The 14591-nt window shown below is 41.1% G+C and carries 15 protein-coding genes and 1 pseudogene; 6 read left to right on the top strand and 10 right to left on the bottom strand.

The features are described from left to right. Nucleotides 1-45: 45 nt before the first annotated feature. The gene (gene treC, locus H8A87_RS03305) at nucleotides 46-1710 is read right to left on the bottom strand and encodes an alpha,alpha-phosphotrehalase (protein ID WP_198688573.1); all 1665 of its coding nucleotides are present in this window, start codon (nucleotides 1708-1710) and stop codon (nucleotides 46-48) included. A 34-nt stretch (nucleotides 1711-1744) separates the two neighbouring features. Next, nucleotides 1745-3178 (bottom strand): PTS trehalose transporter subunit IIBC, encoded by a 1434-nt coding sequence (gene treB, locus H8A87_RS03300; protein WP_198688572.1) that lies wholly within the window; start codon nucleotides 3176-3178, stop codon nucleotides 1745-1747. Nucleotides 3179-4117: 939 nt separating this feature from the next. On the opposite strand from treB, the gene H8A87_RS03295 reads away from it, so the two are divergent. After that, entirely contained in the window at nucleotides 4118-4903 is a 786-nt protein-coding gene (locus H8A87_RS03295; protein ID WP_198688571.1) for a GNAT family N-acetyltransferase, read from the top strand. A 225-nt stretch (nucleotides 4904-5128) separates the two neighbouring features. On the opposite strand, the gene H8A87_RS03290 is transcribed toward H8A87_RS03295, so the two are convergent. Both H8A87_RS03290 and H8A87_RS19735 read right to left on the bottom strand, forming a co-directional pair. Then, nucleotides 5129-5320, bottom strand: a complete 192-nt coding sequence (locus H8A87_RS03290; RefSeq protein ID WP_198688570.1) for a hypothetical protein — start codon at nucleotides 5318-5320, stop codon at nucleotides 5129-5131. A 21-nt stretch (nucleotides 5321-5341) separates the two neighbouring features. Then, a complete protein-coding gene (locus H8A87_RS19735; RefSeq protein ID WP_232370044.1) occupies nucleotides 5342-5491 on the bottom strand; it encodes a hypothetical protein in 150 nt (49 codons plus the stop codon). A 418-nt stretch (nucleotides 5492-5909) separates the two neighbouring features. Between H8A87_RS19735 and H8A87_RS03280 the strand changes: the two genes are divergently transcribed. Continuing rightward, entirely contained in the window at nucleotides 5910-6128 is a 219-nt protein-coding gene (locus H8A87_RS03280; RefSeq protein WP_198688568.1) for a hypothetical protein, read from the top strand. Nucleotides 6129-6624: 496 nt separating this feature from the next. Then, nucleotides 6625-7536, top strand: coding sequence for a hypothetical protein (locus H8A87_RS03275; RefSeq protein ID WP_198688567.1), 912 nt, complete (start codon nucleotides 6625-6627; stop codon nucleotides 7534-7536). A gap of 96 nt (nucleotides 7537-7632) precedes the next feature. On the opposite strand, the gene H8A87_RS03270 is transcribed toward H8A87_RS03275, so the two are convergent. From H8A87_RS03270 to H8A87_RS03260, 3 genes are read right to left on the bottom strand one after another with little or no spacing between them, the layout of a single operon-like run. Further along, nucleotides 7633-8814 carry a M20 metallopeptidase family protein gene (locus H8A87_RS03270; protein WP_198688566.1) on the bottom strand — a complete coding sequence of 394 codons (1182 nt, stop codon included), beginning with the start codon at nucleotides 8812-8814 and terminating at the stop codon, nucleotides 7633-7635. 14 nt (nucleotides 8815-8828) lie between these two features. Continuing rightward, nucleotides 8829-8984, bottom strand: coding sequence for a hypothetical protein (locus H8A87_RS03265; RefSeq protein ID WP_198688565.1), 156 nt, complete (start codon nucleotides 8982-8984; stop codon nucleotides 8829-8831). After that, nucleotides 8981-9118: a DUF3100 domain-containing protein gene (locus H8A87_RS03260; RefSeq protein ID WP_232370043.1), complete on the bottom strand. Its 138-nt coding sequence runs from the start codon at nucleotides 9116-9118 to the stop codon at nucleotides 8981-8983. Before H8A87_RS03260 ends, H8A87_RS03265 begins: the two co-directional genes overlap by 4 nt. A gap of 332 nt (nucleotides 9119-9450) precedes the next feature. Between H8A87_RS03260 and H8A87_RS03255 the strand changes: the two genes are divergently transcribed. From H8A87_RS03255 to H8A87_RS03245, 3 genes and pseudogenes are all read left to right on the top strand, one after another. Next, nucleotides 9451-10530, top strand: a complete 1080-nt coding sequence (locus H8A87_RS03255; protein WP_198688564.1) for a DUF6528 family protein — start codon at nucleotides 9451-9453, stop codon at nucleotides 10528-10530. 329 nt (nucleotides 10531-10859) lie between these two features. Beyond that, the gene (locus H8A87_RS03250) at nucleotides 10860-11120 is read left to right on the top strand and encodes a type II toxin-antitoxin system RelB/DinJ family antitoxin (RefSeq protein WP_198688563.1); all 261 of its coding nucleotides are present in this window, start codon (nucleotides 10860-10862) and stop codon (nucleotides 11118-11120) included. Between the two features lie 6 nt (nucleotides 11121-11126). Then, nucleotides 11127-11404: pseudogene (locus H8A87_RS03245) on the top strand (type II toxin-antitoxin system YafQ family toxin). A gap of 213 nt (nucleotides 11405-11617) precedes the next feature. On the opposite strand, the gene H8A87_RS03240 reads toward H8A87_RS03245, so the two are convergent. Genes H8A87_RS03240 through H8A87_RS03230 form a run of 3 tightly spaced genes read right to left on the bottom strand, consistent with a single transcriptional unit; the run spans nucleotide 11618 to nucleotide 14589 of the window. Continuing rightward, nucleotides 11618-12733, bottom strand: coding sequence for a DgaE family pyridoxal phosphate-dependent ammonia lyase (locus tag H8A87_RS03240; protein ID WP_198688562.1), 1116 nt, complete (start codon nucleotides 12731-12733; stop codon nucleotides 11618-11620). Then, nucleotides 12717-13916, bottom strand: coding sequence for an amidohydrolase/deacetylase family metallohydrolase (locus H8A87_RS03235; protein WP_198688561.1), 1200 nt, complete (start codon nucleotides 13914-13916; stop codon nucleotides 12717-12719). The genes H8A87_RS03240 and H8A87_RS03235 overlap by 17 nt, the downstream gene beginning before the upstream one ends. Before the next feature lie 22 nt (nucleotides 13917-13938). Then, nucleotides 13939-14589, bottom strand: a complete 651-nt coding sequence (locus H8A87_RS03230; protein ID WP_198688560.1) for a DUF4310 family protein — start codon at nucleotides 14587-14589, stop codon at nucleotides 13939-13941. Between the last annotated feature and the right edge of the window lie 2 nt (nucleotides 14590-14591).

Here is a 14591-nt window from a genome sequence, read left to right as displayed (position 1 = left end):
TATAATAAATGCTATATTATAGTGTCTAGTCATATATGAATAATACTATTGTCTAGAAATTAAATATATTGCTTCATAGGGTTTAATTTTACTTTCATGTTCGATACTCGCAGAAGATTGATAATTACTTATCAATACCTGCCATTCTTTATTGATGATTGAAAATTCTGGAGACCACAGTTGTGTTTCATCACTGAGATTTGCAATAACCAGTAAGGTTTGATCCTGCCAACGGCGCAAATAACACCACAGTGATGGATGCTCAGGGAGCAGATCTAAGTAATCACCATATGTCAGAATGGGCTGCTGCTTCCTCAATTTAACTAAATTGTGGAAGCAATAGAAGACCGAATCTTTATCCTGCAATGCGGCTTCGGCATTGATCTCTGGGTAATTACTACAAGGCGCGATCCACGGTGTGCCTGTGGTGAAACCTGCGTTTTCCGAATCATCCCACTGCATGGGCGTTCGACCATTATCACGGGATTTTTGTGCCAGAATTGCCAATATCTCCTCTGGCGGCATGCCTTGTTCAATGCGCTCTTGATACATATTCAGGCTTTCGATATCCCGATAGTCTTCAATACGCGCAAAGTGTGGGTTAGTCATGCCCAATTCTTCACCCTGATAAATATACGGCGTGCCCTGCATACCGTGCAGCAGCATCGCCAGCATTTTGGCGGATATTTTGTGGTACTGATGTTCATCCCCAAATCGTGAAACAATACGAGGCTGATCATGATTACACCAAAAGAGCGCGTTCCAGGCTTTTTGATGCATCCCTTGCTGCCACGTTGAGAAAATCTTTTTCAGCTCAACATAGTCTGGTCTCGCGAGAGCCCATTTTTCTCCATTTGGGTAATCAACTTTGAGATGATGAAAATTAAACGTCATGGATAACGCCGTTCCGTCCAGAGCACTATAGCGCTGGCAGTGCTCAAGACCAGTGGAAGACATCTCACCGACAGTCATCAATCCCTTAGGCTGGAAAACATCACGGCTCATTTCTTGCAGAAACTCATGTATCCGCGGGCCATCGGTATAGAATCGGCGGCCATCTCCGCGATTATCACTAGGATAATCCTGCTGTTTAGAGACGAGGTTAATAACATCCAGACGCAAGCCATCAACACCACGGTCGGCCCAAAATTCGCAGATTTTTTTCAGCTCGGTGCGAACAGGTTCATGCTCCCAATTTAAATCGGCCTGTTCTACTGCAAACAGGTGGAGGTAATACTGCTGGCTTTCTGCATGCCATTGCCACGCATTACCGCCAAATTTGGATTTCCAGTTATTGGGTAAGGAACCTTCACAACCGTCCCGCCAGATATAAAACTGGCGATAAGGGCTATGAATATCCTGAGCAGCTTGGAACCACGGATGTTGGGTGGATGTATGGTTGAAGACCATATCCAAAATGATGCGAATACCACGGCGATGGGCATTTTGCACCAAATTATCAAAGTCTTCCATCGAGCCGTAATCAGGGTTGATGGCACAATAATCAGCGACATCATAGCCATTATCAACTTGTGGGGACGGATAAATTGGGGTGATCCAAATAGCCTCAACGCCGAGGTGCTGCAAATAATCCAGCCGTTGGGTGATCCCGTCGATATCTCCCGTGCCACTTCCGGTACTATCCTGAAAACTCTTTGGGTAAATCTGATAGATAACACTATCCATCCACCACGGTTTTTGTTCGGTCATAACTATACCTGTTAATGTAATATACCTTGATAAATTAATTGGTTATCTCATTTTCCAAGGCCGCTTTACGTTCGTTTCTGCGATAAGCCAGAATGGTCAGCACTAATGGAACAATAATGGCGACAAGCATGGCGATCAGATAAACCATCCAGAACTGCGGTTTGATAGAAAGAATACCCGGTATTCCCCCGACGCCGATACCATTGGCGGTCACATGGTTGAGTCCACAAATCAGACCAGCCAAGCTTGCGCCGATCATCGCGCAGAACATCGGATAGCGGTATTTCAGGTTGATACCATACATGGCAGGCTCAGTCACACCCAGATAGGCTGAAATCGCCGCAGGAATGGAAACTTCGCGTTCTTTCTGTTTTTTGCTTGCCCAGATAATTCCGACTACGGCAGAACCTTGGGCGATATTGGATAGCGCAATGATAGGCCAGATTGGCGTTCCTCCGGTGTTCTGGATCATTTGCAGGTCAATGGCCAAGGTGGTTTGGTGTACACCTGTGATAACCAGCGGGGCGTAGAAGAAGCCGAACAGAGCGGCACCGATAGGGGCAAAACTACCCGTCATTAGCCCTTTAACCGTCCAGGCAACGCCATCACCGATAACGCGTCCAGCAGGGCCTATCAGAGCATGGGCAAGGAAGACGGCCAGCAACAGAGAAACCACAGGGACAATCACAAGGTAGAGGTAATCCGGCACCCATTTTTTCAGCCGCGTTTCAATCCATCCCAACGTTAGACCCGCTAATAAGGAAGGAATGACCTGTGCCTGATAGCCAACTTTGGCAATCGTAAACAAGCCGAAATTCCAGACTTCGGGTGTTTGCTGCCCAAGCAGGTAAGCATTCATCAACTGCGGGGAAACCAACGTAATCCCCAGAATAATCCCTAGAATTGGCGTTCCACCCATTTTTTTGACGGCAGACCAACAGATACCGACAGGGAGGTAGAAGAATATCGCTTCACCGATTAGCCAGAGAAAATCATAGATGTTCTGCCAGACAGGGTGGAGTTGTGCGAGTGATTTGCCTTCACTGAACGGGATATCCCCGATGAGATTACGAAAACCGAGGATTAAACCGCCACTGATCAGGGCGGGCAGTAATGGGAAAAAGATCTCAGCAAAATGTGAAATTGCATTTTCATGCCATTTCATATTTTGACGAGCAGCTTGTTTAACCTCTTCTTTATTAACAGATTTTTTCCCCGTGGTTTCAAGCAAGGCTTTATAATAAACATCCACATTCGTTCCTATCACCACCTGAAACTGCCCGGCATTAGTGAAGCAGCCCTTGACCATCGGTAATTCTTCAATGGCTTTGGCATCGGCATTTTCTGGTGCATTGAGAACGAATCTGAGGCGGGTAATACAATGACTGACGGAAGCGATATTCTCTTTTCCGCCAATCAAGGTAATAAGTTTATCAATATCCTTTTGATTTATTTGTTTTTTCTTCATGCCTTTTCTCCTTTGTATGGCAGGAGTTGTAAATAACGGAGTTTTGCGATTAACAGAACGATTACTCTCGTGATGAAATAATGAATAGACTGACGTAATAGCAGATTTATCCTAGTCAGATTTCAAGATTTTTAATATGAAAATATTTTTTGTTTGAGTTTTAGATCACACTTTACGCCATTAGGTTGAAATTAAAATACTTTTTTATATTTATAAAATTTATTGGTGAAGTTGTTTTTAATTACTTAGGTGACAAATAGATATTTATTATGTAACTGTCTCTATACATTCAGCGCAGCCGCATGAATGCTTAAATATCGTCCATAACGGATAATGAACAGACTATCCTAATATCTGAACGAATTAATCTGTTTTATTTTTAATCTTAATCTGGGTTATTTTCAACCTATTAATGATCGCAAAACGTTCATGCGGTTGCCCTGTCTATACCTCCCAATATGTAATATTATGATTTGTAAATATTCATACGATTTATGTATACACAAGTATTAATTAAAACACAATGTTACAATATGACTGCGGAATATGAGATGTATTGTATTGGGTTTATATTTTTTCATTTAAAATACAGTGAAATCTTATTATTTTTTATTAATAACTTTTAACTATATGATTTTTCCTTTTGCAGTCATAGGGGGGCACACAAAAGCAGTTAATCCCTTATTTTATATCCTATTTTTTACACTGATTTTGTTCTATTTTGGGTAGTTTAAAAAACTTTTCTCAGCTATTGAATTGAGTATAATATAGACAGTCAAATTGTCGGCAAGGAAACGAATCCCGGGAACATAGATAACTATGTGGCTGGGGTGAGTGAGCGTAGCCAACAAAGCTGCAATTTGAAAGACGACGGGTATAGAACAACTATTCGGTATTATGAAACGAGACTCATCATGTGATTTAGAGGGGAGTTTAACCATGATATACAGAACAAGATCTTTTAATATTAATAATCATAATGATTTTTCATTAAACCCGTTACGGCGGACTCAGTCCGCTTCGAATATGAGATCTGTTGATGCTGAACTCTCAAATCTTAGGGATCTCAGAAGAGTTATACGCATCAATAAGGGGGATCATCAAGAAGCATTTTCTGCTGTGAACACAATATTAATTAAAATGAATGAAGAACAATTGTTGTATGATTTTTTTAAGGATAATTTTAATAATGAACCGAGGGAAAAAAATGTTGGAGAGACTTTCCGTTCGAAATTTCCTAATCTTAATAACATATTAAAAAATCATGGATTGTTAAAACAAGACAAAACAAAAGAAGAAATAGAAAATACAGAAGAAATAAAGAAGAATTTTTTCAGATATCAAAATTCAAAAACGATATTTACATCAATACGTCAGTCAATTAATAGCTCACATGGTGAGGATGTTTTTTTTATTGCTTATTATTTTAATAATCCCATAGGGATATTGCGGTTTTCTAAAAAAACTAATATCCCTACAGTTGTTCATTTTGCGATACATTACTTGATTCGAAACTGTGGATATTTACTAATGGAATATGCAGTAAAGGAATCAGTAGATTTAGGAAAAGAGGGTAAATTACAAATTGATGCATTACCTAGAGCGGAAAAAGCTTATTTTGATATGGGATTTTTCAAAACAGTAGGTGATGTGATGATATTAGAACCGTCGATGAGTGACAAATGGAGTATGATAAATAGCTGTTATAAATATACAAGATGTTAGTGGTAAATATTTTATCAATCGAATTTAAAATTATTCCATTTTGGCTCGATTCTGACTGCATATGTATCACGATCTATTTTCTCTTCAAACCACATCGAATCGAAAAAATATTGGGCTGACTATTATCAGCAATGGCCCATTATTCCCAGTCTGGTTTACTCATGTTCCAGATTTGTTTTCCCTGATGCAGAAATATTGAATAACATATAAGAATAAAGTCAAACACTAACCCAAAGAAACCCGATAGGGCGATTTATCTCTAGACGGTGGTTTTTGAAATACCCATTCACGGCCTGTTCCTCCTTTTTTCTCTATATTTACAGTTGTCTTAAATCCACCATCCCGAAATTTTTCTTTTCCCACACCAAAAGCATAATCCAAATCCACCGATGACTTAATACCATCATGATAAAACACTAAATCCAAGTTTTTGGGGTTTTACTCCAGTGCTACCAGTAATTTAGCGTCCGCCTTGGCCGTCGCATCCACATAACCATAAATGGCAGAATAACTAACTCCACCGCGAAGATTAGTTACGGCTTTAATGCCAAATTCAGCTTCTAGTACGCTATTTTTTTGAAAGACCAATCGCCTTTTTCATCAGATTCCCAACCAAATGTAACATCTAATTTCCCTGTTAAAATGAAATCCAATTGTGTAACTGCATATGCGCCTAGTTCACCGTTTTTAACTTTTTCTTCGTTATTATTATGGGCAAGCTCATGTTCGCCGTGAATCTTAATCGAGGGATAGATGAGATTCATTTTTAGGATTTTGAACTTATCACTATCAGTCCGACTGACAGTACATCGGTGATTTTATCTATTCCTTGTACAAACGACTCTATCGGCCCTATCTCGTTTTTATTTTTCTTAAATTCTTTTTGCAGGGTAATATCACCTTGCGCATCAACGCTGAGTACGTCCTGAATTTTCTCAATCAGGTCACCCTTGGCTTGCAGTGAGCGATCACCGTCCGTCTGCTCAATATAGCTGCCCGTGGTTTTATGATCCTGTTGGCCTTCTACCGTGACCTTGCGGTTATTGGCTATTACCAGTTCATCGTCTTTATAACGTCTGGGAAAATCGTAATAGTGATAGTTGCTCAGCCGTCGCTGATGTTCCAGATTCCGGCCTTCATACCAAAATTCCCGATTCCAGAGCGGGTTCTTGAAGGTGCGGTCTTTGGTTGTGATGCTGGCAACGCCAACCTGTATGCTGGTTGAAATATGAACATGTTAGTTAGCAAGGTTGGCACAATTATAAAAATTAATAATTAAATAAACTATATGAGTGTGGCGTGATATTTAATCGATTTCTACATGTGATGCTATTAATTTTATCTTTTTATTCTTAATATATTTTGTTGTCTGATTTTTTATATCGAAAATGAAATTGTTTTATTTGATAAATGAATAAAAGTTGTTATTTGTATACTTTCCCCTTATAGAAAAAATGGTTTTTTATAGTTAAATAAATTTAATAAGGAGTTTGTTTATTTTGTTGGAAGATTAAATTAATAAGTGCAGTTTGACTATTTAGAGGATAATTTGGTATTGCTCATTTTCAGTAAGTTGGTAATATGGCATCAGTGCCTTGCCTCTGGATTAGAAGATATAGGAACTCTGCTAGCTGGCTTTTCACCTATCAATTTACTTATTATTCGAAACTACGATACTTTTTCATATACTGATTTATATATAAGGAATAACGAGGTGACGTATGAATGAAAAAGATGCTTGGGATAAGTTCAGAAGGGCTACTCGTCAATGTTGGGCAAGTCGAGCGATTGACAGAATGAGTAAGACAATGACCGAGAGAGCGGAAGAGGGAGTATCCAAAATAATCTACGATTTTAACAAAACTGAATGTTATGATGATTCTCCAAATTTACACTTTAATATGAGGACGATTACAGATGACTTGAGGAATAGTTTAGGTAAGTTTACAAATGAGGAGTTGGAGTTTGCAAAATCCTTTAAGTCAAAAGAGTTTTATATTGTTCATGTCAGTGATAAATATCTTATAGATAATCTAAATAATTCTAAAAAAGACTTGAATCTTTACTCAAGAGTTCGCCTTGAGGAGAAAAAAATTTCATTTAATAAGTATAACTCAAGTGTTAAAGATATAAGTCGACTGGGGAATGATGATTATGTGTTTTTTTCACTTGAGGTAGGAATAATCCCAAAAAAAACCAAAAGCGTCTTTGGAAATTATTTTTATCGAATAAGGTATTCTGGAGATAATATTTCACTAATGCATTCTTCTATGGTGTTGTTTGATAATTTAATGCCTAAGAAGCATCTCGGTCAACCTTTTTGTTGTAAGCGGTTGTTCGAGCGTCTTAAGATCAGTGACTCTTCAAAAGCACAATTTAGAGCAAGAAAGTTATGTAGAGGCAAAAGTTCTTTTTCAGGTTTTTATCACTCCCTTAATGGATTATTGTATTCTATTATTCATGTTATAAGGGAATTGGAAAACGAAGATGATAAGAAAGAACTTCTCTCAGCACGCAGTGATGAAGAAATTAACCTGATTATTAATGGATTATTTCGCCCTGAAGTTCGAGTACCAAGAATGATAGGCTTCGTAGAAGGGAGTTATCAAGTAACAAAATATAATCTGTCTTAATATTAAAATAATAATATAAAGAGTCATATCCTTGACATTACCCGATACCCTTGAATGATATCGCGTCCGGTTGCTATTACCGGACGCGAGGAATAATTAGCGAGTCACAAGATTGATAAAGATTTGTGCTCCAACCAGCAGACAGTCATCGTCAATATAATAAGGGTTAGAATGTAGGTAGTTATCGATTCCTTTGGCTTTATTACCGCTGCCGAGGAAGAACATTGCGCCGATACGATCTTTGGTGGCGTTGATCATGTAGCTGAAATCTTCGCTGCCTGTCATGGGGCGGCTATTTGACTCGATATGCTCGGTTGGCAGGAATTTGCCCGCGGCTTCCAGAATGCGCTGATGTGCCTGAGAGTGGTTTTCCACTGCGGGATAGCTGTCATGGATGATGGTGGTTTTGAACCCTCCCGATTCACTACGGGCAATAATTTCTTGAAAGCTGTTTTTCAGGATTTGGTCTGTTTCTTTATCCATTGCCCGGATAGTTCCCCGAGCCTGAACGTGGTCGGCTACGGCATTGGGGATGGTTCCTCCCCTGATCATGCCGCAACTGAATACCGCAGGGCTGAAAGGATCGGTTTTCTTGGCAATGATATAATCCATGTAATCAAGGATACGGCTGGCTTCGCGAATGGCATCCAACCCTTTCTGGGGCGTTGAGCCGTGAGCGGAAACACCGTATATATCCAGCGTCCATGTTGATCCCCATGATGTCATCACTCCCGCATTGAAACTGATACATCCGGTTTCCTGTGCTCCGTTATTATGCAGGGCGTACACTTCACCCACGCCTTCCACACAACCCAGTTCGACCATTTTATCCGCCCCCGGAACGCGCATGTCTTCTTCGGCCATCTGGAAGATGAAACGCACATTGGCACTCATTTCATCCTGATGTTGTGACAAATAATTGGCTGCGGTCAGGGCGATGGTCATATGAGTATCATGACCGCAGTTATGGGCACAACCTTCATGAACTGAGCGATGTTCATTGTTGGTCATATCGGGCATGGCAAGGGCATCCATGTCAGCACGGAATGCAATCAGGGGTTTTTCTGGATCAGTGATTAAGTCGGCAATAAAACCGGTATAGCCTTCATAGGTTTTGATGGTATAGCCAAAACGGGTCATTAGATCACGGCAATACTGAGAAGTTTTAAGTTCCTGACCGGATAATTCAGGGATTTTATGTAGATTTTGCCGTGTTTTTTTGCTGAATTCTTTCAATACAAACAGTTTTTCACTCACGTTATATTTATTCTTGTTCACTAGATTACCCCCTTTTATGCTGAATCCAATTTGAGAACGATAGAAGCACCGAAGCAGCAGCAGGTGGAAACGACCATGAAAATGACGATCCCCGATATTAGCGTCTGGGTAAACATAGCGAACATTATCGCCACGAGAACCAGCCTTATATCGATAATGATACTTCTCATGCGGTTTCCTCTTTATTGAAGATCTTGTAAATCTTTTCTGAAAGAGGCAGGCCATGATACGTCAGAGATAGCGCCCCCAGAGAGGACGATAACAGATTGGAGGCTGCCGCGACACTCAGGGCCGTCTGTACCATTGCTTCATCCAAGCCGTGAATCAGCGCGCCGGATGCTGCATTTTTAGCATCGAGCCAGAACCCACACCTGTTTTTCCTGGGGTATGAAATATAGGAATTGTAATAATTTCTTTCTACTTGTTATTTAAGTATTCATGTTTTTATTCTGATACCAGATCTCCTTCGACTCCTTGAATAATCGGGGGCCTCAGCTTGCCTCTCTGGAATATGTGCTATACTTAAAGCTCTAAGATTAATAGCCGCTAAAGTACATTTCCTAAGTTTATTTATAATACATTGAACACATTTATGTATTTTTATATTCCATAAATATCATATTGATGGGGCATTTTATGAATAAAAATAATAATGATTATAAGTATCTGATTATTGGTAATCAAGGGGTAAATAAAATACAAATATTCAAATTTATTCTAACAAGTCAAAAGGTCATGATTGAAAATAATGATTTAATCTGGGAGTCACCAGAAACAAAGTTTATGGCAGAAGTAAAACCAGTTATATATCGTGGAAAAAAATCAGTCATGTCAATAACAGAGAATGGGGTTATTATATATGCATTAACAAATAATAAGGAAGTGTTATTCCATAAAGAGATTTCAGGTTATAAAACAAATATACACTCAGCTCTCCCACTACCTGATGGAAATGTGGTTATCGCTGATTCAAAAGGGTGGGTTGGTTTATTATTACATGAGGGTGATAATGTAAAACAAAATTCAGGTGATACACAATGGTCTGCATTAACTTATGCCCATTCGGTTGTTTATGATCATACTAATAAAAAGATTTATGCAGGTGGTTATACATCTATTAATAAATACTCTTATCATGTTATTTCTGGTAAGGCTAAACTGAAACTAGAAGCAACATACGATATAAAAGATTATTATTTAAGATGTAAAGAGTATAATTTTTGTAATGAGGATCCCATTTGGGAAGATGGAATTCATGATATGTATCAAGTGTATGGTGAACAATCTCACTTGTTTTTTCTGTCAACAGGAGAGAGGGTTTTTTTATTTGATTTATCAAAGTTAAATGATTTAAATAGTGATAAAATAACTCTTGATAAGTTCAATCCTTTTTATGAGATAGATAGTAAAAAATCTAGAGAAATAATGCCAGTAGCTAAAAAAGAAAAAATAATCCTAAAAAAAGGCGGCGTTAAATCTATTTCCGGTAACATTGATGAGAAAAAATTTTTTGTCATTGCCCATTCAGCCCCGTGGTTTACTGATAAAGTCAGTTACCCATATCTTGGGAATAAACTCATTTACTCAACAAACATCAAAGACACAATAGATTTCGATCTTACGGATAAAAATAAGATAGAATTTGATACATCACTTAATATGTTTTTTTATAAAGCCAGATTGATTGATGAAAACTGGATAGACTTTTCATGTTAATAAAATGCCGACAAACGCTATATGGCATTTGCAGCTGATGCCTTGGGGTAAGTGGTCGGAGAGAGTCTCCTAATATTATTATTCAAAGCGATGGGAATGAAGCGCTGGATGACGACATCTCCATAGATGAATCCACTGGTGATGATGGTCAATGGGCTGTTAAATTCGAATATAACGGCCAACATTACTCCTGGGTTGGTCAAGCGGAAAACCTGAAAGACGCGATGATTCAAGCGTGATAAGCGAATTTTGATTAATTTGCATCCATATTTGTTAGCGTAGCTCAATTGAGCTACAGTCTAATTATTAACCAACACAGGAGGTTTAACATGGCTGCAAATGCGTTTGTTCGTGCTCGTATAGACGAAAGACTAAAAAATGAGGCTGCTGAAGTGCTTGCTGGCATGGGTTTAACCGTGTCCGATCTAATACGTATTACTCTGACCAAAGTAGCCAAGGAAAAGGCTATACCATTCGATATGAGCATCCCTAACGGGATTACAGCTAAAACCATTGCCAATAGTGAGAAAGGCTTAGATGTTCATAAAGCGAAAGATGCCGATGATCTCTTTGATAAACTGGGTATCTGATAGACCATGACTACACAAAGGGAGATTGAATACTCAGGCCAGTTCCAGAGGGATGTGAAGAAGCTCAGAAGCACCATAAAGATATGAGCAAACTTAAAGAGCTTATGAGGCTCCTAATTAACGACGAGCTACCTTTACCAGTCGTATACAAAGATCACCCGCTACAAGGTAACTACAATGGGTATCGGGATGCTCACATAGAACCAGACTGGATTCTTATCTACAAAATTACTGATAACCTGCTTCGATTCGAACGAACAGGAACCCACTCTGACCTGTTCTAATGGGTGGGACCGTGGTCCCATTTGTTAAGTATAAACCCGCATTATACGGGTTTATACCCTATTAGATCTACAATCGAGATCCATTTCTGATCCTCCTGCATTCAGTTTTGGACTAGATCAAACGTTAATAATGGTGTGTAAAAGGATTTAGGCATCTTTCACAATCCTGTTGCAAAATAGCCTTATTTTTTAAAGAAGAGGAGATATTGGGTATTACTTTCCACCCATCACCATCCGCCTGATTTCCGTTGCAATCGTATTAAGTTGAACCGATGTTACACTACGGATATCTACTTCGATTTTGCCTTCATTGGCTTTGTATTCCCGAAAGTAGATCACAGTATTGCCTTGCCGGAGTCGTGCCAGAATTTCAAACGTATTTTTGCCGATTAGCTGCTCATCAAACGTGATCTCAGTACGGGCAATATTACGGCCGGCACTGTCCCAAATGACTTTGGCGGAGACGCCAGTAATACGGTTCAATCTTTCAATAAACGGCGTCATTCTTGCCACCATCTCTTCGCCTGTTTCTTTTGCCTCATTGAGATGCTTTTCGATGGCCAATGTCAGGCCGAGAATGCCTTCCTTGCCAATTTTCATGGCGCGCCCGATACCGTGACGCTGTCGTTTGACCCATCCGATATAAGGCTGTTTGCCGATAACCAACCCGCTGGTGGGGCCTTCAAGCGCTTTGGCGCCACTGTAGATCACTAAATCTGCCCCTTGCTGATAATAGAGGGTTAAATCTTCCTCAGCAGCAGCATCCACAATCAGAGGCAAGTTGTGTGCTTGTGCAACGTGGGCGGCATCTGCCACGGTCAGCATACTTTTTTGCACGGTATGGTGTGACTTGATATAGAGGATGGCAGCGGTTTGGGGCGTGATTTTATTGGCGATCTGTGTCGCACTGCATTCATTGGCGAAGCCCGCTTCAATAACGTTACCGCCTCCCAATGTAATCATGGTTTCAACGGGGGCGCCAAAATTCACGTTATGCCCTTTGGGCAGGATGATTTCACGAGGAACTGATTTATCTGAATTGTGCAGGTTAAGCAGTAAATCATTATCATCCTTGATAATAGCCGCAGCCACAGATTGCGCGATTCCGGCAGAGGCACAAGAAACGATAACGGCGCTTTCCACGCTGAGTAATTTAGCGATGTAATCGCCTGTTTTATCCACCAAATCATCCATCTCAAAATAGTGTTTCAACCCTAACGTGATCTGCGCAATAACGTCATCGGAAGGCGTTGATACACCCAATGCTGTCATACGTCCGGCAGCGTTGATCACTTGACGTAGCTGGTATTTTTCATAGAGAGATGCCATTGACTCTGCTCCTTCCCGTAGCTGCATTTTGGGTAGGTATATTTTCCGCCGACATGTTTTTCGCTGCTGCATTTTCTGCTACGACGATATGAACTCCCGCGATGATGGCTGCAATGGGAATAAATTGTTGCGTGCCAATCCTGATTTGACCCTCTGCATCGACAAGTTTAATGCGTTGGTTTTTCAGTTCAAAAATTGTGATATCGCCGTCATAGCCTCGTTCCAATCGCCCTTTACGTGGTAGATGGAGCAAATTTGCCGCGTTGATTGTCACGCAATTAAGAATGTATTCGGGAGACAATCCCATGTTGAGGAATTTCGTCATCACAGTCGCGAGGCTGTAGACCGGCCCGCCAACACGGTTTCTTTGGTAGATATCCGAACTGATCATGTGAGGATGGGCACCGAATTTGATGGCTTGCTCGGCAACGGAGAAGCTGAGGCTTTCTGTACCATGCCCTACATCCAGAATCACGCCTCGCGCCAGTGCCCTCTGAATGGCTTGCTTCAGGTTACCGGCATCATCAAGGATACGGTTGGGTTTGCCGTTAAAACAGTGAGTGATGATATCGCCTTTGGTCAGCAAGTCGGCAATATCTTCCAGATTGGGCGGAGGGTTCCCAATATGCACCATTAGCGGCAATCCGTTCGCTCTTTGCATGATTTTGGCTTTGATAAGTGGCAGAAGGCGATTGTCGCCAATCACGCTTTTGCTCATACGCGCTTTCAGTCCGATGATAAAGCCTTTGTGGCGCCTGACGGCATTTTGCAGGCGTTCATTGTCGATCTGAGCCATGTCAGCCAGCTCGTTTTGGCGGCAGATGCCTGTGCGGGCGATATTCAAAAAGGCATAGACATGCGTTTTGGCCTTGCGCGCCACAGTATAAAAATGGTCGATATCATCCGCACCGGTGCTACCGGCATCCACGACTGTCGTAACACCGGAAGATGCCCCAATCAAATCGGGTTCATCAAAATAGAGCGGAGATTGCGGATTACAGTGAGTGTGGGCATCAATCCAGCCAGCGCTGACGTGATAATGGCCATGCAGATCAATCTCCCTGATGGATGCCAATCCCGTCGCTGCGGAGGGGCCAATGGCGGTAATTCTGCCATCATTGATCACAATATCAATGATATCCCCGTTGATGAGTGTCCCTTGTTTAATGATTAAGTCATTCATGAGATACCTGTCCTTTTAAGAATTATGTTGCGACAGGGAAAAAATAGCCGAGTACCATTGCTCCCAGAATTGCACCGCCTGCCACGGGTTTTTTCCATAGATAAAACAGCAGTGCGCCCATCAGCGAACCGAGGCCAATCGGAATGGAAGCTGCCATTGCAGCCAGAATAATGAGGGGGCCGAGGAAGCGTCCAGATGCGTTACCCGCGCCCATCATGACATCTGCGCCGAAGGTGGAATTTCCCTGCGCAACCGTAAATTTACGGGCGAGGATGATCACCAGACCGACAGCAACACCCAACAACATGCCAGTGATCAGCGACGCCCAGAAGTTAGTCACTAGAAAATCAAAACCTCCCGCCAGCAGTAACGCGGGAATGCCCAAACCAATGCCCGTTTGCAGCGCACCACCAATATCCAGGATCCCAACCAGTGATCCTTCGACGATACGGGCAAACAAAAAACTGGCACCAAATGCCGCGACGGCGCCATAAACACCGGTATCAATGCCGGAACGTAGCATCGCGACGAATGCCACTTCATTAAATGCGCCAAACCCGTACACCACATACATATGAGTACCGGCAAAGATTCCCGCTGACAACAGGCCGACAAACAGGGGAAATGTCCATTCGGCGTACCAGAAATCATGCTTGTTCAGTTCAGTATTCATGA

Source organism: Xenorhabdus lircayensis, assembly GCF_016306625.1.
Classification (GTDB): domain Bacteria; phylum Pseudomonadota; class Gammaproteobacteria; order Enterobacterales; family Enterobacteriaceae; genus Xenorhabdus; species Xenorhabdus lircayensis.
The sequence above is the reverse complement of the archived record's forward strand: the minus strand, read 5'-3'. Positions and strand labels throughout refer to the sequence as shown.